General features: G+C 58.8%; 23 protein-coding genes and 1 tRNA gene. 2 read left to right on the forward strand and 22 right to left on the reverse strand.

All coding sequences use genetic code 11. The annotated features are described in order from the left end of the window. Positions 1 to 7: 7 nt before the first annotated feature. Both NQ490_RS01225 and purB read left to right on the forward strand, forming a co-directional pair. Complete coding sequence (locus NQ490_RS01225) at positions 8 to 3,694, forward strand: phosphoribosylformylglycinamidine synthase (RefSeq protein ID WP_007046985.1); 3,687 nt, start codon at positions 8 to 10, stop codon at positions 3,692 to 3,694. 15 nt (positions 3,695 to 3,709) lie between these two features. Beyond that, positions 3,710 to 5,146, forward strand: coding sequence for an adenylosuccinate lyase (gene purB, locus NQ490_RS01230; RefSeq protein ID WP_007046986.1), 1,437 nt, complete (start codon positions 3,710 to 3,712; stop codon positions 5,144 to 5,146). A 49-nt stretch (positions 5,147 to 5,195) separates the two neighbouring features. Here the strand turns inward: purB and NQ490_RS01235 are convergent, their stop codons facing one another. The 22 genes from NQ490_RS01235 to NQ490_RS01340 form a co-directional block, all read right to left on the reverse strand. Beyond that, entirely contained in the window at positions 5,196 to 6,155 is a 960-nt protein-coding gene (locus NQ490_RS01235; protein ID WP_007046987.1) for a cell division protein FtsQ/DivIB, read from the reverse strand. Between the two features lie 289 nt (positions 6,156 to 6,444). Then, entirely contained in the window at positions 6,445 to 7,560 is a 1,116-nt protein-coding gene (gene murG / locus NQ490_RS01240) for an undecaprenyldiphospho-muramoylpentapeptide beta-N-acetylglucosaminyltransferase (protein WP_007046988.1), read from the reverse strand. Positions 7,561 to 7,593: 33 nt separating this feature from the next. Next, entirely contained in the window at positions 7,594 to 8,886 is a 1,293-nt protein-coding gene (locus NQ490_RS01245; protein WP_007046989.1) for an FtsW/RodA/SpoVE family cell cycle protein, read from the reverse strand. Between the two features lie 55 nt (positions 8,887 to 8,941). After that, positions 8,942 to 9,955 (reverse strand): phospho-N-acetylmuramoyl-pentapeptide-transferase, encoded by a 1,014-nt coding sequence (gene mraY, locus NQ490_RS01250; protein WP_007046990.1) that lies wholly within the window; start codon positions 9,953 to 9,955, stop codon positions 8,942 to 8,944. Positions 9,956 to 10,010: 55 nt separating this feature from the next. Continuing rightward, positions 10,011 to 11,372, reverse strand: coding sequence for a UDP-N-acetylmuramoyl-tripeptide--D-alanyl-D-alanine ligase (locus tag NQ490_RS01255; RefSeq protein WP_007046991.1), 1,362 nt, complete (start codon positions 11,370 to 11,372; stop codon positions 10,011 to 10,013). Between the two features lie 37 nt (positions 11,373 to 11,409). Further along, on the reverse strand, positions 11,410 to 13,953 hold the full coding sequence (locus tag NQ490_RS01260) for a penicillin-binding transpeptidase domain-containing protein (RefSeq protein ID WP_050764696.1): 2,544 nt from the start codon (positions 13,951 to 13,953) through the stop codon (positions 11,410 to 11,412). Between the two features lie 108 nt (positions 13,954 to 14,061). Continuing rightward, a complete protein-coding gene (gene ftsL / locus NQ490_RS01265; RefSeq protein ID WP_007046993.1) occupies positions 14,062 to 14,538 on the reverse strand; it encodes a cell division protein FtsL in 477 nt (158 codons plus the stop codon). 12 nt (positions 14,539 to 14,550) lie between these two features. Then, on the reverse strand, positions 14,551 to 15,474 hold the full coding sequence (gene rsmH, locus NQ490_RS01270; protein WP_007046994.1) for a 16S rRNA (cytosine(1402)-N(4))-methyltransferase RsmH: 924 nt from the start codon (positions 15,472 to 15,474) through the stop codon (positions 14,551 to 14,553). Between the two features lie 19 nt (positions 15,475 to 15,493). Further along, positions 15,494 to 15,910, reverse strand: coding sequence for a division/cell wall cluster transcriptional repressor MraZ (mraZ, locus tag NQ490_RS01275; RefSeq protein ID WP_007046995.1), 417 nt, complete (start codon positions 15,908 to 15,910; stop codon positions 15,494 to 15,496). Between the two features lie 355 nt (positions 15,911 to 16,265). Continuing rightward, on the reverse strand, positions 16,266 to 16,742 hold the full coding sequence (locus tag NQ490_RS01280) for a hypothetical protein (RefSeq protein WP_007046997.1): 477 nt from the start codon (positions 16,740 to 16,742) through the stop codon (positions 16,266 to 16,268). Further along, the gene (gene rsmD, locus NQ490_RS01285) at positions 16,739 to 17,287 is read right to left on the reverse strand and encodes a 16S rRNA (guanine(966)-N(2))-methyltransferase RsmD (RefSeq protein WP_007046998.1); all 549 of its coding nucleotides are present in this window, start codon (positions 17,285 to 17,287) and stop codon (positions 16,739 to 16,741) included. Before rsmD ends, NQ490_RS01280 begins: the two co-directional genes overlap by 4 nt. A 164-nt stretch (positions 17,288 to 17,451) precedes the next feature. After that, the gene (locus NQ490_RS01290; RefSeq protein WP_040917703.1) at positions 17,452 to 17,925 is read right to left on the reverse strand and encodes a MarR family winged helix-turn-helix transcriptional regulator; all 474 of its coding nucleotides are present in this window, start codon (positions 17,923 to 17,925) and stop codon (positions 17,452 to 17,454) included. 146 nt (positions 17,926 to 18,071) lie between these two features. Then, the gene (fabZ, locus tag NQ490_RS01295) at positions 18,072 to 18,542 is read right to left on the reverse strand and encodes a 3-hydroxyacyl-ACP dehydratase FabZ (protein WP_007047000.1); all 471 of its coding nucleotides are present in this window, start codon (positions 18,540 to 18,542) and stop codon (positions 18,072 to 18,074) included. 3 nt (positions 18,543 to 18,545) lie between these two features. Further along, positions 18,546 to 19,787, reverse strand: a complete 1,242-nt coding sequence (fabF, locus tag NQ490_RS01300; protein WP_040917705.1) for a beta-ketoacyl-ACP synthase II — start codon at positions 19,785 to 19,787, stop codon at positions 18,546 to 18,548. Between the two features lie 70 nt (positions 19,788 to 19,857). Then, positions 19,858 to 20,610 carry a 3-oxoacyl-[acyl-carrier-protein] reductase gene (gene fabG, locus NQ490_RS01305; RefSeq protein ID WP_007047002.1) on the reverse strand — a complete coding sequence of 251 codons (753 nt, stop codon included), beginning with the start codon at positions 20,608 to 20,610 and terminating at the stop codon, positions 19,858 to 19,860. Next, positions 20,607 to 21,551, reverse strand: a complete 945-nt coding sequence (gene fabD, locus NQ490_RS01310) for an ACP S-malonyltransferase (protein WP_007047003.1) — start codon at positions 21,549 to 21,551, stop codon at positions 20,607 to 20,609. The genes fabG and fabD overlap by 4 nt, the downstream gene beginning before the upstream one ends. Before the next feature lie 15 nt (positions 21,552 to 21,566). Then, entirely contained in the window at positions 21,567 to 22,505 is a 939-nt protein-coding gene (locus NQ490_RS01315) for a nitronate monooxygenase (protein ID WP_007047004.1), read from the reverse strand. Then, positions 22,502 to 23,452, reverse strand: a complete 951-nt coding sequence (locus NQ490_RS01320; RefSeq protein WP_007047005.1) for a beta-ketoacyl-ACP synthase III — start codon at positions 23,450 to 23,452, stop codon at positions 22,502 to 22,504. Before NQ490_RS01320 ends, NQ490_RS01315 begins: the two co-directional genes overlap by 4 nt. Before the next feature lie 23 nt (positions 23,453 to 23,475). Then, entirely contained in the window at positions 23,476 to 24,444 is a 969-nt protein-coding gene (locus NQ490_RS01325; protein WP_007047006.1) for an acetyl-CoA carboxylase carboxyltransferase subunit alpha, read from the reverse strand. Then, positions 24,441 to 25,325, reverse strand: coding sequence for an acetyl-CoA carboxylase, carboxyltransferase subunit beta (gene accD / locus NQ490_RS01330; RefSeq protein WP_007047007.1), 885 nt, complete (start codon positions 25,323 to 25,325; stop codon positions 24,441 to 24,443). Before accD ends, NQ490_RS01325 begins: the two co-directional genes overlap by 4 nt. A gap of 37 nt (positions 25,326 to 25,362) precedes the next feature. Further along, the gene (acpP, locus tag NQ490_RS01335) at positions 25,363 to 25,590 is read right to left on the reverse strand and encodes an acyl carrier protein (RefSeq protein WP_007047008.1); all 228 of its coding nucleotides are present in this window, start codon (positions 25,588 to 25,590) and stop codon (positions 25,363 to 25,365) included. 378 nt (positions 25,591 to 25,968) lie between these two features. Continuing rightward, a tRNA-Gly gene (locus NQ490_RS01340) sits at positions 25,969 to 26,043 on the reverse strand. Positions 26,044 to 26,082 lie beyond the last annotated feature (39 nt).

Genomic DNA, 26,082 nt, shown 5'->3' on the forward strand with positions numbered 1-26,082 from the left:
CAATACAATGGTATATCGCATTTATGTTGAGAAGAAGCCCGGCTTCGACGGCGAAGCCCAGGGGCTGTTCCATGAGCTGGTAGACCTGCTGGGCATTACCCGGCTGAAAGGTCTGCGGCTGATCAATCGCTACGACGTAGAGGGCATCGATGAGGCCCTTTTCCAGCAGGCTATCCCCACTGTGTTCAGCGAACCCCCTGTGGACGTGACCTACACCGAGCTGCCTGCGGCCTCCACGGTCTTTGCCGTGGAGTATCTGCCCGGCCAGTTCGATCAGCGCGCCGATTCCGCCAGCCAGTGCATCCAGCTGCTGAGCCAGGGTGAGCGCCCCGACGTGCGCAGTGCCCGCGTGTATCTGCTGGACGGTGATCTGACCGAAGAGGATCTGGCTGCCATCAAGAAATATGTCATCAACCCGGTGGAAGCCCGGGAAGCCAGCCTGGCGCCGCGCGAGACCCTGAAGATGGAGTTTGCCATCCCCACCGAGGTGGAGACACTCAACGGCTTTACCGCGCTGGATGACGGCGCGCTGGAGGCTTTCCGCACCGAGAAGGGCCTGGCCATGGACCACGCCGATATTGTTTTCTGCCAGGATTACTTCAAGAGCGAGCATCGTGACCCCACCATCACCGAGATCCGTCTGATCGACACCTACTGGTCCGATCATTGCCGTCACACCACCTTCGGCACCATCCTCGACGATGTACAGATCGACGACGAGCTGGTCCAGGCTGCTTTTGACCGCTACATGGCTTTGCGTGAGGAGACCGGCCGCGACAAGAAGAACCGGACCCTCATGGACTGCGCCACCATCGGCGCCAAGGCACTGAAGCAGCGCGGCATCCTGAAGAATCTGGACGAGAGCGAGGAGATCAACGCCTGCACCGTCAAGATCCAGTGCGACGTGGACGGCGAACTGCAGGACTGGCTGTTCCTTTTCAAGAACGAAACCCACAACCATCCCACCGAAATCGAGCCTTTCGGCGGCGCGGCCACCTGCATCGGCGGCGCCATCCGCGATCCCCTGTCCGGCCGCAGCTATGTCTACCAGGCCATGCGCGTCACCGGTGCCGGCGATCCGCTGAAACCCGTCTCCGAGACGATGCCCGGCAAACTGCCCCAGCGCAAACTGGTCACCACCGCTGCCGCCGGCTATTCCAGCTACGGCAACCAGATTGGTCTGGCTACCGGTCAGGTTGCGGAGCTCTATCATCCCGGCTACGTGGCCAAGCGCATGGAGATCGGTGCCGTGGTTGGCGCCACTCCTGCCAGCCATGTCCGCCGTGAGGAGCCCGCGCCCGGCGACGTGGTCATCCTGCTGGGCGGCCGTACCGGCCGCGACGGCATCGGCGGCGCCACCGGATCCTCCAAGGCCCATAAGCTTACCAGTCTGGAAACCTGCGGTGCTGAGGTCCAGAAAGGCAACGCCCCCATCGAGCGCAAACTGCAGCGTCTGTTCCGCCGTGAGGATGCCTGCCGCCTGATCAAGCGCTGCAACGACTTTGGCGCCGGCGGTGTTTCCGTTGCCATCGGCGAATTGGCCGACGGCCTGCGCATCGATCTGAACAAGGTCACCAAGAAGTATGAGGGCCTGGACGGCACCGAACTGGCCATCAGTGAGAGCCAGGAGCGCATGGCTGTGGCCGTGGCTGCCGACGATGCCGAGACTTTCATCGGCTACGCTCACGAGGAAAACCTGGAAGCCACCATTGTGGCTACGGTCACCGAAGAAAAGCGTATGCGTGAGATCTGGAACGGCAAAGCCATCGTCGATCTGTCCCGCGAGTTCCTGAACTCCAACGGTGCCGAGCGCCACGCCAACGTCCATATCCTGCCGGGCCATGTCTGGCAGCCCCAGTGGTCCGGCGCCAACTTCGAAGAGAAGATGGAGAATCTGGTTTCTGACCTCAACGTCTGCAGCCAGAAGGGCCTGGGCGAACGGTTTGACTCCACCATCGGTGCAGCCACCGTACTGATGCCCTATGGCGGCAAGTACCAGCTGACCCCGACCATGGCCATGGTCGCCAAGCTGCCGGTGGATGGTGAAACCACCACCTGTTCCGGTATGGCCTGGGGCTTCAACCCCTACCTGACCGAGGCGGATCCTTACCGCGGCGCCTACCTGGCTGTGGTGGAAAGCGTGACCAAACTGGTCTGCGCCGGCTTCCACCACAAAGACATGTATCTGACCTTCCAGGAATACTTTGAGCATATGAACGATGACCCGACCCGCTGGGGCAAGCCCTTGGCCGCCCTGCTGGGCGCGCTGGATGCGCAGATGGGCCTGGGCATCGCCTCCATCGGCGGCAAGGACTCCATGTCCGGCAGCTTCGAAGGATTGGATGTTCCCCCGACGCTGGTCAGCTTTGCCACCGCCATCGGCAACGTGAAGGATGTGCAGAGCGCTGAATTCAAGAAAGCCAACAGCTCGGTCGTCATGCTGCGTCCCCAGTACAAGGACGGCCTGCCGGAGATCGGCAGCCTGATCGCCATCTACAAGACGGTGGAGCAGATGATCGACGAAGGCAAGGTCCTGGCTGCCGCCACGCCCGGTTACGGCGGTGTGGCTGAGGCGCTGTTCAAGATGTGCGTGGGCAACCACGTGGGTCTGCAGCTGAGCAACGACCTCAACCTGGACGACCTCTTCCAGCCTGCTTACGGCGCCGTCATCCTGGAGCTGCTGGATCCTGCCGCCGGTGAATTCCTGGGCTTCACCACCGTGGACTACACGCTGGAAGCCGAAGGCAACAAGATCGATCTGGCCCGCCTGCAGGAATTGTGGGAAGCCAAGCTCGAGCCGGTCTTCCCCTACCGTAAGAAAGGTGACAAGGTTCAGGCTCTGAGCTATGAGTGCTCCATGACTGATCGCGTAGCGCCCGCTGTTCGTCTGGCTACCCCTCGCGTGATTATCCCGGTCTTCCCGGGCACCAACTGTGAGTACGATACGGCTCGTGCGTTCCGTCGCGCCGGTGGTGATCCTCACATTCTGGTGCTGAAGAACCTGACCCCCGCCGACGTAGCCGAAAGCTGCGAAGCGCTGGTCAAGGAGCTGGACGAGGCCCAAATCCTCATGCTGCCGGGCGGCTTCTCCGGCGGCGACGAGCCGGACGGCTCCGCTAAGTTCATCACGGCATTCTTCCGTGCGCCCGCCGTGGCCGATGCCGTCAACCGTCTGCTCAATCAGCGTGACGGTCTGGCGCTGGGTATCTGCAACGGCTTCCAGGCTCTCATCAAGCTGGGCCTTGTCCCCTATGGTGAGATCCGCCCCATCACGGAAAATGATCCGACGCTGACTTTCAACACCATCCATCGTCACCAGAGCATGCTGGTCCGTACCCGCATTGCCAGCAACAAGAGCCCCTGGTTGAGCGAGTGCGATGTCAACGACGAGCATCTGATTGCCATCAGCCACGGCGAGGGCCGCTTTGTCTGCAACGACGAACTGCTTCAGCAGCTCATCGCCAACGGCCAGGTCGCCACCCAGTATGTGGATCTCACCTGCCAGCCGACCATGGATCTGCGCTACAACCCCAACGGTTCTGTGCTGGCCATCGAAGGCATCACCAGCCCCGACGGCCGCGTGCTGGGCAAGATGGGTCACAGCGAACGTACCGGCAACCAGCTGTACAAGAACGTGACCGGCGACAAGTACCAGCCGATCTTCGAGGGCGGCGTCAACTACTTCAAGCTGTAAGAAAGGGATTTCGCAATGGCACAACATGACCGCTATATCTCTCCGTTCAGCACCCGCTATGCTTCGGATGAGATGCAGTATATTTTCTCCGACGACAACAAGTTCCGTACCTGGCGCAAACTGTGGATCGCATTGGCCAAGGCCGAACAGAAACAGGGTCTGGCTATCACTGACGAGCAGATTGCCGAGCTGGAAGCTCACAAAGACGACATCAACTATGAGGATGCCATCGCCCGGGAAAAGCTTGTGCGCCACGACGTGATGAGCCATGTCTACGCCTACGGCCTGCAGTGCCCCAAGGCAAAGGGCATCATCCATCTGGGTGCCACCAGCTGCTATGTAGGCGACAATACCGATGTGATCATCATGCGGGAAGCCCTGCAGCTGGTCCGCAAGAAGATCATCGGTGTACTGGCCAATCTCGCCAAGTTCGCCGAGCAGTACAAGGATATGCCCTGCCTGGCCTACACCCACTGCCAGCCCGCTCAGCTGACCACCGTCGGCAAGCGCGCTACCCTGTGGATGAACGAGCTCTATATGGATCTGGAAGAGATTGACCACCAGATCAGCCAGCTGGCGCTGCGCGGCGTAAAGGGAACCACCGGTACCCAGGCCAGCTTCATGGAACTGTTCAACGGCGATTCTGCCAAAGTCAAGGCCGTGGAAGCGGATGTATGCGCCCAGATGGGCTTTGCCAAGGTCGTGCCGGTCTGCGGCCAGACTTACAGCCGCAAGGTGGATTACAACGTGCTGTCCGCTGTGGCAGGCCTGGGCCAGAGTGCCATGAAGATGGCCACCGACATCCGTCTCCTGGCCAACTTCAAGGAGATGGAAGAGCCCTTTGAAAAGAACCAGATCGGTTCTTCCGCCATGCCCTACAAGCGCAATCCCATGCGCTGCGAGCGCATCTGCGCGCTGAGCCGTTACCTTATGGTGGATGTGCTCAATCCCGCCATGACCGCCGGCACCCAGTGGTTTGAGCGTACCCTGGATGATTCCGCCAACAAGCGCATTGCCATGGCGGAAGGGTTCCTGGCTGCCGATGCCATCCTGAACATCCTGCTCAATGTTTCTGATGGCCTGGTGGTTTACCCGAAAGTCATCCGTGCCCGCGTGATGGCAGAACTTCCCTTTATGGCCAGCGAGAACATCATGATGAAAGCCGTCAAGAAGGGCGGTGACCGCCAGGAGCTGCATGAACGCCTGCGCGAACATGCGGTGGCTGCGGCGGCTGTGGTCAAGCAGGAAGGCATGCCCAACGATATGATTGCCCGTGTGGAGGCCGATCCCGCGTTCGGCCTGAGCCGCGAAGAGATCGAGGCGGAACTGAGCCCCGAAGCCTTTACCGGTCGTGCGCCTGAACAGGTGGAGGAATATCTCCGGGATGTCATTGCCCCTGTACTGGCTGCCAACGCCGAGGATATTGGTCAGAAAGTGGAGCTGAACGTCTGATCGTCCTGTAAACAAAAAATCCCGTGGAACAGAAGTTCCACGGGATTTTTTATTCTCCCTCGGAGGAAGAGGCGGTATCTCCATCGGAAGATTCCGCCGCATCACCTTCATCGGTCGGTTCGGGTGTTGGTGTAGGGTCCGGTTCCTCCGGCGCAAAATAGCCCTTTATCTCACCGTCGGTCTGCTGATAGCTGACATCCAGAGTGCCTTTGTCGCTGGCAGAAAGGCCCTTGTCCGGGTCAAGAATAGCTACTGAGGCAAGGCGGATCTTGTAATCCAGACGGTTGCTGTTCCCGAGAAGCACCTGGATCCGGTCCTGGTATCGGAAACTGAGGTTGCTCAGATCGGTGATATCCAGCGCGGTGACACCATCGGTGAGCCCCTCCTCATCCATCGCCCCCAACATTTCCGTAAGGACTTGCGTAGCACTGGGTTGTGCCGCCTCCATGGTGGCAGACTCGCCCTCCAGCAGGGAATTGTAGCTGACCGGCACCACAATCTGTCCCGGCTCGGGAGAAAAATCCGGCTGCATCGTGCAAGAAAGTACCGTCAACCCCGCGGGTTGGGAAATATCCGTGCGCAGAATTTTAAGCGAATCGCTGAGGATGACCCAGCCTCCCGAATACATCGAAGTGAAACGTTCGGTGGCTGGACGCACTTTAATGACGACGGTACCAGGCAATTGGATATCCACCTGCACATTGTCCAGATACGGGAACTGCGACTGCAGCTGTATCGTTTTCTCGGTGGTGGAGAATCCGAATAAACTGGTTCCCTGCTCAATGCCCAGAGCCGCTATGATCTCATCCTCTGTATAAATGCCGGTATCTGCCGGCGTAGTCCTGTCAAATGTTTCCACCCGGAAGGATGTCACCTTGAAAAGCAAATTGATGGAAATGATGGTTCCCAGCGCCAGCACCAGCAACACACCCAGAACCCCCAGTGCCCTGCGGCGATTGCGCTGCCGAATCAGTTCTGCCTGCGTCACCCGGCGTTGGCGCCGCGGCATACCAGGTGTATACCCGGCTTTCTGAGGATTCAGCTGGGGTTGTGTGTGTGGCCGCGAGGTACCGCTGCTTCGGCGCTGCGGTGCCTGCACCGGATTGGGAACAGTTCGCCTTGCTGCATTTCCCTGGGGACGCACAGGCTGTTGCTTTTGCAGACCGAGGCGACTCCCTAAACTTCGCTTCTGCCCGGAACGAGCAAAGGAGCCGCCCCTGGACTTTTGCTGACGGCTGCGCTGGTCGCGGTCCATACGGGTGGCTCCTTTCCTGGAAATTGCTAAGGGTAAAGCGTTTTCACTTTACAAGGTTCATCAGTTTCTCGGTGATCAACTCAAGGCTGTGGGGATTGCCCAGTTTTTTTGCATTCTGTCCCATCTCGACCAGTTTTCCCGGGGTTCCCAGCAGCTTCTGCACCGTATCAATGAGTTTTTCACCGGTGAGATTCTTTTCTTCAATCACCACAGCTGCGCCGGCCTTTTCCAGCTCCAACGCATTGTAATACTGGTGATTTTCCGCCACGTTGGGGCTGGGGATCAAAACCGAAGCGCGGCCTACTGCTTCCAATTCCGCCAGTGTCAGCGCACCGGAACGGGCGATTACAAGATCTGCCGCCGCCAAAAGTTGAGGCATATTGTTGATATAGGGAGTGACCACCAGATTGGGGCCAGGCGCAAAGCCTTTTTCCCGCTCCAGCCGGTTGAACAGGATGACGCCGCGTTTTCCGGTGGCATGCAGATGCAAAACATTTGCCCCCTGCTGTTTCTCCCAGGCGCACAAATCCGCCACCACTTCGTTGATGCGATCGGCTCCCAAGCTGCCGCCGAAACTCAGGATCACCGTACGCTCCCCCGCTTCCAGCTTCTGGCGGGCGGTGGCACGGTCCGCCGTCAATACTTCCGGGCGAACCGGGTTTCCCACCACAAAGGTCTTGTCAGGGGCTCCGAGTTTCTCCACCGCATCGGCGCTGGCGGCCAGCACCAGATCCACATCCTTGGCAAGCAGTTTGTTGGTGACACCCGGGAAGGCATTCTGCTCATGAATGGCCGTTTTGATGCCGCGCTTGGCAGCCGCCCGCACGATGGGTCCGCTGACATATCCGCCGCAGCCAATGACCAGATCCGGCCGCACTTCGTCCAGGATTTTCCATGTCCGGGGGCCGGAAAGCGCCAGATGCCAGACAGCCACCACATTACGCACAATATTTTCGGCATTCAGACGGCGCTGAAAGCCGTTGATTTCAATGTGATGAAAGGGATAGCCGGCCTTGGTCACAAGGCCATACTCCATCCCTTCACGCCGCCCCGCAAAATGAATTTCCGCCGTAGGATCTGCGGCTTTCAGCGCCCCGGCAATAGCCAGTGCCGGATTGATATGACCGGCTGTTCCGCCGGCAGCAATCAAAACACGCATACTCTCTCCCCTTTTCTTACCTTTATGTACAACTCAGGTACTCTGGCGTCGGTAGACGGGACGTCGCGGTGCACGGCCCAGTTTACGGTCAATTTCGGCCTGGTGCTGCTTCTGACGGGCTTCCATCCTCGCATTCCCCGCCCGGGAAATGCTGAGCAGTACACCCATCTCTCCCAAGAGCAACAACAGGCTGGTACCGCCCGAGGAAAAGAACGGCAGGCTGATACCGGTATTGGGCAGCAGCGCCGTCGCCACACCGATATGGCAGAACACCTGCCAGGCAACCTGGGATGTAATACCAATGCCCAGCAGCGCTCCAAAAAAGTCCGGCGCGTTGAGGGCGATCAGGATCCCCTGCACAATGATTGCCGCAAAGAGCAGGATGAGTGCCAAGGCTCCCACAAAGCCCAGTTCTTCGCAGACCACAGAAAAAATGAAGTCATTTTCCGCATAGGGCAGCCACTGGTGCTTCTGAACACTGTTGCCGATACCCACGCCAAACAAGCCACCAGTGCAGATGGCGTAGACACTCTGACGGGTCTGCCACAACATGTTCGTGGTATCTGTCGGCGTAAGGCCCCACACGCCGCCCAGACGCTCGGCGGCATAGCCGCCGCTGGACTGCAGATAGTTGTAAAACGCAAGACCTCCGGCCGCTGCCACACCGCCGGCCGCAAACAGCCAGACACCGCCGCCGCCCGCGCAGAGCAGCATGGTGGCAAAGATGGCGCACATCAGCAGCATGGCGGAGTTGTGGGGTTCCAGACGCAGGAGAATCAGCACCGGAATCAACGGCAATGCCGGCAGAATAATCCCATAGATAGGATTTTTGATTTGATTTTTATGTTTGTCCAGGGCGTCTGCTGTCCCCAGAATGATGGCGAACTTGGCCATTTCCGAGGGCTGCAGAGACATTCCCCCCGGGAAATACACCCAACGATAACAGCCGTTGCTGTCACTGGGCATGAACAGCGCCACAATCAGCAGCACCAGGGTCACGAAATAAAAAGTCTCGTTCAGATACCGCAGTGCGCGATAGTTGATGCGCGACATAAAAAGCATCGCAGCAAAACCTACCACTGCCACGATGGCCTGCGGCTTGATGAAATGATAAATATCGCCGTACTTGGTGTAACCGCTGGAATAGCTGGCCGAAAACAGCATGATCAATCCGTAAGCCAGCGTCACGGCCAATGTACCTACAAAGCCCCAGGAAACCGGGCCGCGTTCTGCCTTTGGCAGGCGAATGACCCGCAGCATGCGGATAATGTTCCCCACCGAATGATCCAGAATCAGGGCCAGAAGGCTGAGAGATGTATTTTGCAAGGGGTATGCCCTCCTTTCGGGGCGTGCCGGGAAGACACCGCACCCAGGGGCGCGGTCAGACGAGGCAGATATACAGGATGCCCAGCGCCACACCGACGGCAGCGATGAGCGCAAAGAAACCGTCAATCTTCACTTCCCGCCAGCCACGCATCTCAAAGGCATGATGGATGGGGGTCATCTTGAAGATTCGTTTGCCGTGGGTGGCCTTGAAATAGACGCGCTGGATCACAACGGTCATGGCATCCCAGATATACACAAGGCCAAAGAACAGCACAAGTTCGGGGCGGTCCATAATGAACGCCAGTGCCGTGACAAGGCCGCCAAAGAACATGCTGCCGGTATCACCCATAAAGACTTTGGCCGGATAGAAATTCCAGATCAGGAACCCGGCACAGGCGCCCGCCGTAGCCGACGCAATGAGCGATACATGCACAAAACCCAACAGACTGCCGGCCAGCAGATAGCCCAGCATGGACACAAAGGTCACACCGGTGCACAGGCCATCCAGACCATCGGTCAGGTTGACGGCGTTCACCAGGAAGATGATGCCGAAGAACGCAATGGGATAAAAGAAGATGCCAAAATCAACGGCGCCAGCCACCGGCAGCATGACCTCGGTGGAGAGCAGCCCCAGGGAATGCAATCCGATCATAAAACCAACCGTCACCGCTACCTGGAAGACAATCTTCTGCATCGCCGTCAAGCCCAGATTGCGGTGTTTGATGACTTTGATGAAGTCATCCAGAAAGCCGATCAGTCCGGAGCCAAAGGCCAGGAACAATACCATCATACCGGCTGCCAGCTGCTGCGGGCCGAGCACCTCCGATGCCTTGCTCTGGAAGATCCCCCAGACAACGCCCAGCGTCACCAGGATGCCGAAGATGAACCCAAGGCCGCCCATGGTGGGGGTACCGTTTTTCTTGTTGTGCCAGGTCGGTCCTTCCTCCCGGATGGTCTGCCCGAAATGCAGACGATGCAAGGCCGGGATCAAAAGCCAGCAGGTCACGGCAGTAACGGCAAAGCCGCCCACCGCCGCAGCTGCCAGCATATAGGAGACAGTTTGCTCCATGCAGTCATTCCTCCAAAAAACTCTTCTTTTCTGGGCGTGACTGCATACGAAGCCGTCACGCCTGTGGCAATCCAGCGTAGTAATCCTGCAACAGATCTTCCAGCTTCATCGCATGACTGGCTTTGGCCAGCAGCGCATCACCGGGCTGTACAAATTGCTGTAGACATTGTAGCACCTCTTGGGCCTTTTGGCAATGCACAGTTGTTACGCCCCGCGCCTGCGCCGCCTCGGCCATCACCGCACTGCGCGGGCCATAGGCAATCAGGGTATCGACACCCGCTTCGGCGACCCACTCGCCGGTATGGCGGTGTCCCTCCTCGCTGGCATCGCCCAGTTCCAGCATATCTCCCAGCAGCGCAATCTTACGTTTATTAGGCAGTGCCTTGAGTACCGAGATAGCCGCTTTCATGCTGTCAGGGCTGGCATTGTAGCAGTCCTCGATGACCGTCACGCCACCTCTTTCCACGATATGCTGGCGCATGCCGGTGGTCTGATACCGGGAAAGCGCCTTGGCACAGTTCGCCGGATCCAGTCCCAGACGGGTGGCTGCCGCATAGGCCGACAAAGCGTCATAGACAGTATGCAGTCCGGCTGTGGGGATGGAAACCGGGAAACGGCCGTATTCCCGGTCGACCAGTGTAAAGGTGGTTCCCTGTGCACCAGTCTGAATGTTCTCCGCCCGGACATCGGCCTCCTGCTCGATACCGAACCACACCGCCCGCAGACGGCCCGGGACCTGCGCCGTAGGCAGAAGGTCATTGTCCGCATTGAGCACCAGCGGCGCGCCATCCGGCAGGCCCGCACAGATTTCCATCTTTGCTTTCAGTATATTCTCCCGGGTGCCGAGATTTTCCAGATGGGACACACCGATCATCGTGATAATGCCCGCCGAGGGCCGCACGCAGCGGGTCAGACGCTCAATCTCCCCCGCGTGGTCCATGCCCATCTCCACCACCGCGTACTCGGTGGCGCTTTCCAGGCGGAACAGCGTATTGGGTACGCCAATCTCGTTGTTCTGGTTTCCCTCGGTTTTCAGGGTATTGCCAAACGCCGACAACACCGCATAGCAGAATTCCTTGGTGGTGGTCTTGCCCACACTGCCGGTCACGCCAATAATGCGGGGGCTGAACAGCATCCGGTAGTTGGAGGCCATGCGGACCATGGCCAGGGCACTGTCCGGCACCACAACGGTGCGGTCCGCCGGGACGCCGTCCACCGGATGATTGGCAATGATATAGGCAGCGCCGTTCTGGTAGGCACCAGCGGCAAAGGTGTGTCCGTCCACCCGTTCTCCGGGGAAGCAGACGAAGACACACCCCGGTTCCACCTTTCGGCTGTCGGTGACGACCGCATGGATGGATACCGGTTCGGCCAGCGTCAGGCCGGCCAGCAATTCATTGGCTGGGATCGGTTGCATAAAGATACCTCCTTCTGGTTGCGTACAAATAAGGGCGTCACTCCTGCGCCTGACTGTCGCTCTGGGCTGTATCCGCGGAAGTGGACTCTGCCGCAGAAGCGGGTTCTTCGGAAACAGGTTCTGTGGTCTGTGTAGTATTGGAGGACTCCATCGTCAGGGTAATGATGGTGCCGTAGGCGGTACTGGTGTTGGCTTCCACACTCTGCGCCACCACTTTGCCGCCGCTGTCCCCCTCGTATTGCACATTGAGGTTGGCCGCGCGCAGCATCTGCTCGGCAAAGCTGCTGCTCTTGCCGACGACGTCCGGTACCGTGGTCATGGCGTCCCGGTCGCTCTGGGTATACAGGTAGATGGTGGATCCCGCCGGGACCTTACTTCCGCCGTAGGGATACTGGTACACAATGGTACCGTTGTCCCCGATCAGCTTATGTTTCAGCCCCAGCTGATTGAGGGTCACCTGCGCATTGGTCCAGGTGTAGTTCAGGCAGGTCTGGACCGTGACGGTGCCGCTGGGATTGTAGTTGGAATCCTGCTCGATTCCGAGATAGGGCGCCACCTCGCTGATGATGTTGCCCACCACAGGGGCCACCACCTCGCTGGCGTAGTCATACAACCAGCGGGGGTCGTCCAATACCACGAAGACCTCTATCTCAGGATCATCGATGGGCAATACGGCAGCAAAACTCATGGTCTTGTAATAGTCGCCGTCATAGCGCAGTTCCCGGTCGGTGCGTTCTGCCGTGCCCGATTTACCGCCAATGCGGTAGCCCGCTACATAAGCATTTTTGTTGGAGTGGTAGTTATTGGGGCTTTCACTGTTGGGGTCTACGCTGGTTTCCATCATGGCGAGAATCTGCTCGCTGACCTCCTCGGAAATCACCTGGCGGCGGATGTTGGTCTCGGTTTTCTGCACCACGTTTCCGTCATTGTCAGTGATGGAATCCACCACATAGGGGGTGACCAGATAGCCGCCGTTGGCGACCGCTGCCACCGCTGTCGCCATCTGCATCGGCGTAATGGCCTCGTTCTGACCAAAAGCGGCCGTATACAGGTTGGTGTCCACCTGGGCCATCTGCTCGGCGTTGTACACACTGGTCCAGCGGGTCTCGTTGGGCAGGTCGATGCCGGTGGTCTGGGTGAACCCGAAAGCCTGGATATAGTCGTAGAACACCGTGGGCTGCAAGGTCTGTGCCGCCTGGATGAACCACAGGTTGCAGCTGTGGTTCAGAGCGCCCGCCATATCCAGCAGACCGTGGGCTGCATCGTTGGCGCAGTGATATGTGTGTTCCCACACGGTGCCGGAATCAACTGTAAACTCGCCGTTGCAATAGAAGGTCTGCTCGGCCGTCATAATACCGGAGTCAAGGCCCGCCGATGCTGTGATCAGTTTGAAAACCGAACCGGGCATATACAACTCGGTGATATTCTTATTCTTCCACTGGGCCTCGCGCATCATACCCTGCAGTTGGGTATATTCGCTGCTGACCGTATTGCCCTCCTCATCGGTGGTGGTTTCCCGGCTGATCTTGCCGTCCGCAATGATGTCGGCCACCTCATCCTCGCCCAGGCGGCTCTTGAGCCAGTCGATATCCTCGTCATCCAGCTCTTCCTTATCAAGGATCGCCTGCATCTTTTCATCGTAGATGGTATAGGGACTGTTGGGGTCAAACTGTTCCAGCGACGCCATCGCCAGGATGGCGCCGGTCTTGACGTTCATGACGATGGCGCTGCCGCGACCATGCACGCTGAAGGTATTCATGGCCTCGGCCAAATACTCTTCCACGATGGCCTGCACATTCTCGTCGATGGTCAGGTTCAGATTGTTGCCGTCAATGGCCGGGTAGACATCCGCTTCGGCGTTGGCCAGTACTTCACCGCTGACATTGGTCTCGGCAATGCTGCGCCCCGGCGTACCGGAAAGCACATCGTCATAGGATTTTTCCAGACCGTACGCACCGGAACCGTCGCCGTTGCAGAACCCCAGCACCGAGGAAAGAAACGCTCCATAGGGATAGCTGCGGGTGGATGCCTGCTCCGTGGAGAGTACAACGATCCGGTATCCCTGCTCCTCCCCGGCCGGCGGTTCTGTGCGGTAGTTCATGGAATATTCGATGATGGCATCTGCCACCGGCTTTTCCACGCCCTTGGCCACCACGCGATACTCATAAAGTTCGCCGTTGGCATTGGTTGCTGTCAGAATATTGAAAATACTGTCCGCCGTGGTGCCGTCGTCCAACAGCGTGGCAATTTCCTCCGCGGCTCGCTGCAGCTGGGCGGTGGTAGCTCCGTTTTTCTGGGATTGCAGCGGGTTGGCGATGATGTTCCACACCGTGTTGCTCTTGGCCAGCAGTTTTCCGTTGGCGCTGTAGATGGAACCGCGGGTAGCAGGCAGTTCGGTATCCTGCATCTGCTGGGTCACCGCTTCGGTGCGGTACAGCTCTGCGTCCCGCAGCTGCAGTGCATACAGCTGATAAATCAGGATGCCAAAGAAAAAAATCAGGAAGATGGCAATGGCGATCAGCGTGCGCCGCAGTACCTGGGCGCGGAAATGCGGGTTGGGATTGTTGACTGGATTGGACATCGGCGACTCCCTTGGGAGAAATATTTCCCTGATTGCGGCGGCGAGCCTTTTTACGCGCGGCGTTCCCGCCGTTGGTAAAAAGGCTCGTTGCCACATTGATTCTTTTGTTTACGGGTTCAGGCTGCCCAGCAGGTTGAGCGCCGCAGTGCGTACATCAGACACCAGCAACTGTGCACTGCTGGTGGTTTTTTCGATGACGCTCTGATCCTCCAGCTGCACGTAGGTGATCTGGCTGGGGTCCACCTGGACCAGTCCCAGCTGCCCCTCCGCCACCTGCTGCAGGCTGGCACGGCTGGTGATATTGCTCATCTGCGTGGCCAGGTAGTCATACTCGCTCTGCGCAGCCGTGAGCTGGGTCTTGGTATCGTTGATCTGGCCGTTCAGTTCCGTGATCTTCGCCTGGCTGTAAACAACGCTGACAATCAATCCCAGCAGCAGAGCCACAGCCAGCACATTCAGCGTGGAGGCTGCCAGATGGCGCGCCCGGTTCAGGCCATGCCGCCCGCCGCGTACTACCTGCACGCGGGGCTGCGGACGCTCCACCTTGGGTGCGGTCTGACCGGTATGCAATAAAACAGTTGTCATGAAAATGCCTCGTTATACTTTCTCCAACACTCTCAGTTTGGCTGAGCGGGCTCTGCGATTGTGTTCCAACTCTTCTGCGTCCGCTTCTATAGGTTTTCGGGTAATCAGTTTGGCTTTGGGCACCCCACCACAGGTGCAGATCGGTTGCTCCGGCGGGCAGGTGCAACGCTGTGCCCAACGGCGGAACTTGTTCTTGACAAGCCGATCCTCCAGGCTGTGGAAGGTGATCACACACAGCCGTCCCCCGGGCGCCAGACAGTTGAAAATGGCGTCCAGCCCCTCATTGAGGACATCCAGTTCGGAATTCACCGCGATGCGGATGGCCTGGAAGGTGCGCCGTGCCGGGTTTTTGGCCTTGCGGCGTTCCGCCGGCGGTACCGCCGAAGCCACCAGATCCGCCAACTGCAAGGTGGTGGTGATGGGTTGTTCGGCCCGCGTGGCCACAATCTTGCCGGCGATCTGCCAGGCATAAGGCTCTTCACCGTAGTCGCGCAGGATGCGCGTCAGTTCTTCACGGTCCAGGGTGTTGACAAGGTCCGCAGCGGTGGGGCCCTGCTGGCTCATGCGCATGTCCAGCGGCGCATCGGCGTGGTAGGAGAAACCGCGCGCCGCATCGTCCAGTTGGTGGCTTGATACACCAAGGTCCAGCAAGGCCCCGTTGACCGCCGGGATGGAAAGTTCCGCGAGCACACGCGCCGCGTCGCGGAAATTCGCCTGTACCACCTGGGCGGGCAGGCCCTTGAGCCTTTCGGTGGCGACTGCCACCGCATCCGGGTCCTGGTCGAGCGAAATCAGACGCCCGGTGGTCAGACGTTTAGCGATCTGCATACTGTGCCCTGCCCCGCCGGCGGTTCCATCCAGGTAAATACCGGTCGGATCAATGGCCAGCCCATCCAGACAGGGCTGCAGCAGCACGGGTATGTGAGAAAATTCCATTGTGTCAACTACCTATCGTTTAAAAGTCCAGTTCCTCCATCGCAGCGGTGAAGTCCTCATCGCTGGTGGCCTGATCGCCGTTCCAGGCGGCGGTGTTCCAGATCTCCGCAAAGCTGCGGTTGCCGATGATCGTCACATCGTGATCGAGCCCCGCATATTCCCGCAGTTTGGCAGGCAGCTGGATGCGCCCCTGCTTGTCCGGTGTCACTTCCACAGCCGAGGCGTAAAGCATCCGGCTGACCTTGCGGCCCTTGACCAGTCCCTTTTCCTCAATCTTGGCGGCAACCTTTTCAAATTCTTCGGTGGGGAAAGCAGCCAGGCAATGGTCGAGCCAGCGGGTGACAATAAAGGTTTCCCCCATGGCATCCCGGAAACGGGCAGGAAAATTCAGCCGGCCCTTGGTGTCGATGGCGTAATCATACTGGCCCACGAGCATGCTGTTTCCCTCCCCTCCGGGTTTTCGACGGTTTGCACAATCTTTCCGCAGATTTTTTTACGTTGTCGCGTTGGGTCTGTGGAAAACTCTGTGGAAAGAGTGGAAAACTACCCACTTTCAACCACTAACAGGGTCAAATCATCCACTTTTCCCCACTACGATACATTCAGTCTACCATCTCAGGAGACAAAAAGCAAGCCCGCAGCGCCAAAAAAGTTCGCTGCGAGCGGAATTTTCACAGATGTGTAACCGGTGGGGAAAATCGGTGTTTTGCTTGCCTGTAGAAACCAAAAGACGTCCACCGTCCCCCTTCTTCGGGGAGACTGCGGACGTCTCTTCCTATTTACCATTATCCTTACTTTTTCGTTCCGCGTGCCGGACGGGAAGGCATGTTGCGCAGATTCATCCGGGCATTCTTCACATTGGAAAGACTCTTCACCAGGGCCTCTTCCGACTGTTTCAGAACCTCCTCACAGTACAGGGAAGTCTGGCGTTTGATTTCCTTATTCTGTGTCTGGGCAGCCGTCAGGATCTCCACAACACGCTGCTGACTGCGCTTGACGATCTCCTGCTCACTGACCATGGCGCGGGCCCGTTCTTCCGCCTGCTGGATGACCCCTTCCGCCTCCACATGGGCGTTTTTCAGGATCTGCTCCCGGTCGTTGACGATCTTCTTGCTTTCCCGCACCTCATCAGGCAGGTTGTTGCGCACTTCATCAATGATATCCCGCATGCGGTCCACGTCCACCACACGCTTGCCCGCCGCAAACGGAACCGCAGTACCCGCTTCCAGCGTTTCTTCCATCAAATCCAGCAATTCCTCTACGTTCATGCCTGTTCCTCTCTCTCGTATCGGCTGACCATAATCTTGCCGTAAAAATATTGTTTGGTGCGCACCAGCGTCCCCACCCACTCCGGCAGTTCCGCTTCCCGCTCGCTTTCGGCCAGGATAACTCCACCGGGTGCCAGCTTTTCCTGCAGCGCCGGAAGCACCTGGCCGATCAGCCCCTGGTGAAAGGGCGGATCCAGCAGCACCAGATCAAACGGTCCCCGGATGTTGGCCAGAAAAGCCAGTGCCTCTCCGTGACGGATATCGCTCTGCCGCTCTACCCCGGCCGCTTTGCAATTGGCCGTGACAATTCCCAGCGCTTCGGGCGAACGGTCTACAAATACGCAGCTTTTGGCGCCTCGGGAAAGTGCTTCGATTCCCAACTGGCCGCTGCCTGCAAAGAGATCCAGCACCCGTGCCCCCGGCACCAGGAATTGTACGCTGGAAAACATAGCCTCTTTGACCCGGTTGATGGTGGGACGGGTAACGTCCTCCCCCGGAAGAGCCTGCAAATTTTTACCGCGTGCGGTTCCGGCAATGACGCGCATGATCCGTATTTCTCCTCTCCATCGTATCATTTTTATTATGGAGCCTGGCTGTCCGGTTGTCAAGGGGTGGAACCTGTAAAAAAACTATGGCAAAAAGCGGACCGACAGCCACTGCCGTCGATCCGCTTGCAGAAAAAGACATGATTCTATGGTAGATTTTTCCGTCACGGCATGGGTTCCGCCGCAGTCGGACCCACTGCCGGCAGCTTGATCTCCGGCATCAGTTCCTCCGACACCACACGCAGCATTTCCTCCAGTTTCTGCAGTTCGTCCGGTGCAAAGCGCTGTTTGGCGCGGTCCACCACCCGCTGCAGATAGGCATAACTGATGTTGTAGTAATCGACATACTTACGGGTGGGATACAGGTAATATTCCCGCTTGTCGGTGGTGGAACGCACCTTCTCCACATAGCCCTTCTTCACAAGATTGTTGATCTTGTACGCCGCATTGGGGGTGGACAGATTCATCATGTTGGAAAATTCCGCGATGGTGGGATGTCCCAATGCCATAATCACTTCCATGCAGAAGGATTCCACCGTGGTCAGCGTGGCCTCCCGGTTTTCAAACTTGCTGAACACCTGCTGATAAAAATGCAGTTTGAACTTGGTATACACTTGCTGAAACGCCTGATCCAACATGGCAAAAACCTCCTGAAGGTCCGGTGTCTGGGCCGTTTGGGCCGGCATCGCCGGGCGGCGCAGCCGCACTCGCAGACCTTTTGCATTGTTACGGATCAGTATACCACATTTTGTGCCATTTGACCAGTCCTGTTTAGGAGCGCCTGTCACCGCGAAGACTCCCGATCCACGATGGCAAAGGTCAGCTCTGCGTTGACTGCGCGCACGCCGTCCACCCAGGCCGTGGCCTTGCCGATGCCTACCGGACCATGCCGTTCCACCAGCTCACATTCCAGGGTGAGCACATCTCCCGGGATCACCTGGCGGCGGAACCGGGCATTCTTGACCCCGCCGAACAGAGCCAGCTTTCCACTTGCACTCTCCTCGCTGAGCGCCGCCACAGCGCCACACTGGGCCAGCGCCTCGAGAATCAGCACCCCCGGCATGACCGGCTGCCCAGGAAAATGTCCCTGAAAGAACGGTTCATTCATGCTGACGCACTTGATTCCCCGCGCCCACTGTCCGGGCGTATAGTCGGTGATCCGGTCCACCAGGGCGAACGGATACCGATGGGGCAAAATCTCAGCAATCTGCGTCGCGTTCAGCACACGCGGCGGATCATTGGCAACGATGGCCATGGTTCAGCCCTCCCAACGTTTGAAAATTACACAGGCATTGTGCCCGCCGAAACCCAGACTGTCACTCAGGGCATAGTCCACCTGTTCCGCAACGCCCTCGTTGGGCAGGTAGTTCAGGTCGCACTCAGGATCGGGCACCCGGAGGCCGATGGTAGCGGGCAGATACCCGTCCCGCAGTGCCAGCGCCGTGAAGACGCCCTCCACGCCGCCGGCAGCCCCCAGCAGATGTCCGGTCATGGACTTGGTGCTGGAAATCCGCAGTTGGTAGGCATAGTCGCCGAACACAGCCTTGATGGCTGCGGTCTCGCAGGAATCATTCAGATGGGTACTGGTCCCGTGGGCATTGATATAGCCGATCTGTTCCGGCGCCAGATCGGCGTCCCGCAGTGCCAGCCGCATGCATTCGGCACCGCCGGCACCACCGGGGGCCGGTGCCGTAAAGTGGTAAGCGTCACAGTTGGCGCCATAGCCCACGACCTCTGCATAAATTTTTGCGCCGCGGGCCAGAGCATGGTCCAGTTCCTCCAGCACGAGGATTCCGGCCCCTTCGCCGATAACGAATCCGCCACGCTCCGCGTCAAACGGAATGGAGGCGCGGGCAGGATCCTCGGTGGTGTTCAGTGCCTTCATGCTGGTGAAGCCCCCTACTCCCAGCGGGCTGATGCAGCTTTCCGCACCGCCGCAGAGAGCCAGATCTTCATAACCATCGCGGATACGGTGGAACGCATCGCCGATAGCGTTGGTCCCGCCGGCGCAGGCCGTGACCGGGCTCGTGCACATGCCCTTGAGCCCAAAACGGATGGCCACCTGGCCCGCCGCCATATTGGCGATGGACATAGGTACAAAGAAGGGGCTCACGCGGTCAAAGCCCTTGGCTTCCCCCTTGGCATGCTCCTCCTCGATCGTGGGCAGACCGCCGATACCGCTGGAAATGATGGTGGCAAAACGACTGGTATCGGTTTGCTCCAGATCTAGACCGGCATCCTCCACGGCTTCTGCGGCAGCGGCCACCGCAAACTGCGTAAACCGCGCCATCTTGCGGGCCTCCCGCTTGTCTATGCGGGCAGCAGGACCAAACCCCTTGACTTCTGCCGCCAGCTTGACTTTGCTGTTGGTGGTATCGTAATGGGTAATGGGCCCAATGCCGCATTCCCCGCGGCGCACAGCGGCCCAGCTTTCCGCCACCGTGTTGCCCGTAGGGTTGACCGTGCCAAGACCGGTAATAACGACTCTGCGTTTTTCCATAGGAAACCTCGCTATCTTATCCTTTGTATCGTTGTAGTTCAAACCAAACCGGAACGGAGCGCCCCCCCGTTCACATGCCCATGCCTCCATCGACGCACAGCACCTGTCCGGTGATATAGGCAGCCTCAGCACTGGCCAGAAAAGCCACCGCCTGGGCCACTTCCTCGGCGCGCCCGATACGGCCCGCCGGAACAGCACTGAGCGCCGCTTCCCGGGCGGTTTCGGACATGGCTGCTGTCATATCTGTCTCGATAAATCCGGGGGCCACCGCATTGACGGTGACACCGCGGGCCGCAAATTCCTTGGCCAGGCTCTTGGTCAGGCCGATGAGTCCCGCCTTGCTGGCGGCGTAGTTGCTCTGTCCCGCATTGCCATGCAGACCCACCACACTGCTGAGATTGATGATGCGGCCATAGCGCTGGCGCATCATCAGTTTGCAGGCGGTTTTGCAGCAGAAGAAGGCCCCTTTGAGGTTGGCGTTGAGGACCTTGTCAAAGTCCGCCTCCTGCATACGCAGGATCAGTTTGTCGGCGGTGACGCCGGCGTTGTTGACCAGCACGTCCAGGCGTCCAAAGGTTTTGGCTGCGGCCTCTACCAGATTCTGACACTGGACCGGATCGGTGACATCGGCCTGCAGTGTTACAGCCTGCACACCGAAAGCCTGGCAATCCAACGCGGTCTGTTCGGCAGCCGCCGCGCTGGATGCGTAGTTGACGCACACATCAAAGCCTGCCTTGGCCAAAGCCAGACAGATGGCACGGCCGATGCCGCGGCCGCCGCCGGTGACCAGTGCCGCCGGACGGGTATTGTTCTGTTCGCTCATACCTCTTCCCCCCGCAGTGCGGCAACGGCCTTCTCAAAATCCGCCATTGTTTCGACGTTCAGGCAGGTAATGGCACTGCCCACCGTCTTCTTCACAAATCCACTGATGGTGTGGCCGGGGCCGATCTCCACCACGGTATCCACGCCCAGGTCTGCCAGGCGGCGGATGGTATCTTCCAGATAGACACTGCTCTGCACCTGACGTACCAGCAGGTCCGCAATGGAATCCCCCGGGGCTTTCTCATGTCCCAGGCAGTTGAACAACACCGGCATCCGCATGGGGGAAAACGTCACATCCTGAAAGCGTTCGGCCAGCGCCACCGCCGCCGGATGCATCAGAATCGTGTGGAACGGGCCGCTGACTTTAAGCGGCAGGCAGCGTTTGGCGCCCGCCTCCTTTGCCAGCTCGGCAGCACGGTCCACAGCTGCTTTTTCCCCGCCGATCACCAGCTGTCCGGGACAGTTGTAATTACAGATCTGCACGACACCCAGCCCGGAAGCCTCGTTGCAGCATGCCTGCAGCTTGTCGCGGTCGAGCATCAGCACCGCGGTCATGCCACAGTCCAGTCCCTCGGATGCCTTGGCCATAGCCTGGCCACGGAAAGCAACCAGTTCCACTGCGCTCTTCGCATCCAGCACATCGGCACATTCCAGCGCCGAATACTCTCCCAGCGACAGGCCCGCTGCATAATCGGGACGGATTCCTGCATCCGCCAGCATTGCCGTAACACCGGCAGCAAAGGCCACCATGCAGGGCTGGGTGTAGCGGGTCTGGTTGATGACGCCTTGAGGATCCTCAAAGCAGGTGGTCTTGAGATCAAAATCCAGCACCGAGGCCGCCTCGTCGAACACCTTGCGGAAAACGGATGACACCTCATAGAGATCGGCGCCCATTCCGGCGTGCTGACTGCCCTGGCCGGCATACAAAAACGCGAGTTTCATCGTGATGTACTCCTTTTATACGTTCATCTGGCCCATCTCGTGCAGACGGGTCCGGCAGCCGGTCATCATCTCGTCGAGGATCTCAGCCACCGGGCGCACGCCCTGGAGCATACCGGCCACCTGGCCGGCCATCAGGCTGCCGGTCTCGGTATCTCCCTCGAACACGGCACGGCGCAGGCTGCCCAGGGTATACTTTTCCAGTTCCATCTTGTCGGCACCCGCTTTTTCCTGGCGGACATATTCGCGGCTCATACGGTTTTTCAGAACACGAACCGGCGTGCCGCCAATCCGGCCGGTCACGATGGTATCGCTGTCCTTTGCCTTGAGAAGTGCTGCCTTATAGTTGGGATGAACGGGACACTCCTCCGAAACCAGCAGGCAGGTACCGATCTGTGCGCCGCAGGCGCCCAGGGCGAAGGCAGCCGCCAACTGACGGCCGTCAGCAATGCCGCCCGCCGCAATGACCGGGACATCCACAGCGTCCACCACCTGAGGCACCAGCGCCATGGTGGCCATCTCACCCACATGACCACCACTCTCGGTACCTTCCGCAATGACGGCATCTGCACCACATTTTACCAGGTGCTTGGCCAACACGGCCGCCGCCACCACCGGCATCACGGTGATGCCCGCCTTTTTCCAGTTTTCCATATACTTACCGGGGTTGCCGGCACCGGTGGTGACAAAACGGACGCCTTCCTCCACCACGATTTTGGCAAACTCATCCGCCTGGGGGTGCATCAGCATGATGTTCACGCCGAAGGGCTTGTCGGTGAGCTGTTTGGCGCGGCGGATATTCTGTCGCAGCGAATCGGCGTTCATGCCGCCCGATCCGATCAGTCCCAGTGCGCCGGCATTGGCGCAGGCAGCGGCAAACTCACCGGTGGCAATGTTGGCCATACCGCCCTGAATCAGCGGATACCGGGTGCCGAGAATCTCATTCAGCAATTTCATACGACGCTTCCTTTCACAGTGAGCAGCATACCGCCCCATGTCAGACCGCCGCCAAAACCGATGCACACAAGGCGCATGCCTGGCAGCAAGCGGCCGCTCTCGTACAGTTCGTTCAACGCCACCGGGATGCTGGCAGCGCTGGTATTGCCGTGGCGGTCCATGTTTTTGTAGAATTTGGCGGGGTCAGCTTCCAGTTTCCTGACGCAGTGGTCAATGATCCGGCTGTTGGCCTGATGGCAGACCACCCAGTCCACCTCATCCAGGGTGTGGTGGGTGGCCTCCAACACCGCATGCAAAGTACGCGGCAGTGCTTCCACCGCAAAGCGGAACACCGCACGCCCATCCATATGGATGGGGCCACAGGGCGGTGTTTCGATGGCCAGATCCCCCCGGGCTCCCAGGTCTACCGCAAAATCCACACCGTCGGACAATACAAAGACAGCCGCCCCGGCACCATCGCCGAACAACACGCAGGTATTGCGGTCGGTCATATCCATCAGCCTGGAGAGCTGCTCGCACCCGATCACCAGCGCGTAGCGTCGGCTGTCTGACGGACGGGCGGCCAGCAACCCCCGGGCCACCGCCGCCCCGTAGATAAAGCCGGAGCAGGCGGCGTTCACATCCAGTACCGGGATGTCCTGGGCTAATCCCAGTTCCCGCTGGACCAGGCAGGCCGTGCTGGGCGTGGCATAGGACCCGGACAGCGTGGCGCAGACGCAGCAGCCGATCTGTTCCGGCTGCAGGCCACTGCGTTCCAGTGCCTGCTTCGCTGCCGCCACAGCCAGGGTGACGGTGGTTTCCCCCTCCGAGCAGAAATGACGCCGCCGGATGCCGGTGCGAGTTGTGATCCATTCATCGCTGGTATCCACCAGCTTGCTCAAATCTTCGTTGGTCACCACACGGCTGGGCAGCGCCCCGCCGGTGGCAATCAGCTGCAAACCTTCCATAAGTTCCCTCGATCCGTCTTGTATCACAACCCGATCTGGCGGTACTTTTTATACCGCTGATCGGCCAGTGCCTTGCCGCTCATCTTGCACAGCTGGGTCAGATGACGCTCCAGTGCCCCATCCACGGCGGCGAACAGTGCCTGATGATCGCGCTGCGCGCCGCCCAGCGGCTCGGGGATGACCTCCTCCACGATGCCGTCCGCCAGAAGATCCTGTGCGGTCAGCTTCATGATCTCGCAGGCTTCGCCGCTGCGGGAAGAGTCTTTCCACAGAATGCTGGCAAACCCCTCCGGGCTGAGCACCGAGTAAACGGCATTTTCCAGCATAAGGATCCGGTTGGCAACCCCAAGTCCCAGAGCGCCGCCGCTGCTGCCCTCCCCGGTGACTACCGAGATAATGGGCACCGTCAGGCCGCTCATCTCCGCCAGATTGCGGGCAATGGCCTCACCCTGGCCCCGCTCCTCGGCTTCCTTGCCGGGATAGGCGCCCGGTGTGTCGATGAAGGTGATGATGGGACGGCCGAATTTCTCCGCCTGTTCCATCAGCCGCAGTGCTTTGCGGTAGCCGTCAGGTTCCGGCATGCCGAAGCGGAAATGCATGTTTTCCTCCAGGGTGGAGCCTTTGCGGTGGCCGATCACAGTCACCGGAATGCCTTTGTAGCGGGCAATGCCCCCCAGAATGCTGGGGTCATCGCTGCATTCCCGGTCGCCGCGCTGTTCGAAGAAGTCGGTAAACAGCGCCTGGATGTACTCGTCAATACGGGGACGCCCCTGATGCCGGGCCAGGAACACGCGGTCTGCCGGCGTCAGATCCCGGCACTGTTCCAGCAGGGCATCCCGCCGGGCCTGCAATTCTTCCGCTGTTGCGCCTGCCTCCGTTGCGTTCTCTTCTCCCAGAAGCTGGCTGGCAGCCTCGTCCTCCGCGGTGGGATGCTGCATTGCCGCAAGACGCCGGTCAAGGGCTTCCACTTCTTTCAAAATATCTTTGATCATGCGCCGCGCTTCCTCCCTTGTGTGTGCAGCTGAAGCAACTGGGTCAGCGTCTGTTTCATCTCGCCGCGAGGGACTACCTTATCCACGAAACCATGGTCCAGCAGGTATTCGGCACGCTGGAAACCCTTGGGCAGCTTTTCCCCGATGGTCTGCTCGATGACGCGGGGACCGGCAAAACCGATGAGTGCATCGGGCTCCGCCAGGGTGATGTCACCCAGACTGGCGAAGCTAGCTGTTACACCGCCGGTGGTGGGATGCGTCAGGTAGCTGATGTACAGCCCGCCTTTGGACTGGAACCGCTGGATAGCCGCACTGGTCTTGGCCATCTGCATCAGGCTGAAGATTCCCTCCTGCATGCGGGCTCCGCCGCTGGCCGAGAAGATGATGAGCGGCAGATGTTTATTCGTGGCATATTCCACGGCGCGGGTGATCTTTTCCCCCACAGCCGTCCCCATACTGCCCATGAAAAACCGGCTGTCCAGCACGGCCACCACGGCCGGCACACCGCCGATCTTGCCATACGCAGTCACGACAGCATCATTCAGGCCGGTCTTGGCACGCTGCTTTTCCAGCTTTTCCTCGTAGCCGGGGAACGCCAGCACATTTCTGCCTTCCAGTTCGCCGTCCAGTTCCCGGAAGGTGCCGTGATCCAGCACCATACTCAGACGATAATATCCGCCTACCGGATGGTGATACCCGCAGTTGGGGCAGACATACAGTGTACTGGCCCAGATTTGCCGGGTGGCGCGGCGCTCGCATTTTTTGCAGGTGAAAAATTCCGGTGCGCGCCAGCGCGGATTATCCGTACCGGCGTCCCGCCGGGCCTTGAGCTGAAAAGCCCGCTCCCGGGGGCTGAGGGCAAAGATCTTGCCGACATTCATGCGTGGAGTCCTCCTGTTCTAAAAAGTTAGAAGAAAATCAGGCGTTCTTGGTCAGGTAGTTGAAGATGTCGCCCACAGTCTTCATGTTGCCCAGCTCCTCATCCGGAATGGCGGTGCCGAATTTTTCCTCCAGCGCCATATTCAGTTCCACTGCATCCAGGCTGTCGGCATTCAGGTCATCTGCCAGGCTGGCTTCCATCGTAACAGCATCGGCATCGGCATTCAGGGTCTCAACGATCACATTCTTCAGTTCTTCAAAAGTCATGGAAATACGCTCCTTTGTGTTTGATTCAAGATTATTTTGTCTGTAATTTTACCTAAATTTATTTAGCTAAAAGAACAATATCATTATACCGCCTTTTCCAGTTTTGTCAATAATTTTACCTTAATATTTTTAGCTATTTTTCTTGACTTTTCATTTTTTCTCTTAAGTGTACAAAAATACGCTATTTTGATCACATCTTTTGGTTTTGTTCAACCATCAAAAAACAAAAATAGCCCCGGATCCTCCCCGGGGCTCTGGTTCGCGCGGCACGCATTTGCCGATAAAGAAATGCTGTCCGTACTTTTTCAGAGTATCACTTTTCTTTTTCTGTGGACCATAACAAAAAAGCCCCGCAACGGAATCCGTTGCGGGGCTTTTTGGAGCAGGTGAAGGGAGTCGAACCCTCGTCCTCAGCTTGGAAGGCTGATGTACTAGCCGTTGTACGACACCTGCACGGTATTGATTATTATACCCGCGCAGGTGTGCACTTGT

This window comes from Subdoligranulum variabile (genome assembly GCF_025152575.1).
Taxonomy (GTDB): domain Bacteria; phylum Bacillota; class Clostridia; order Oscillospirales; family Ruminococcaceae; genus Gemmiger; species Gemmiger variabilis.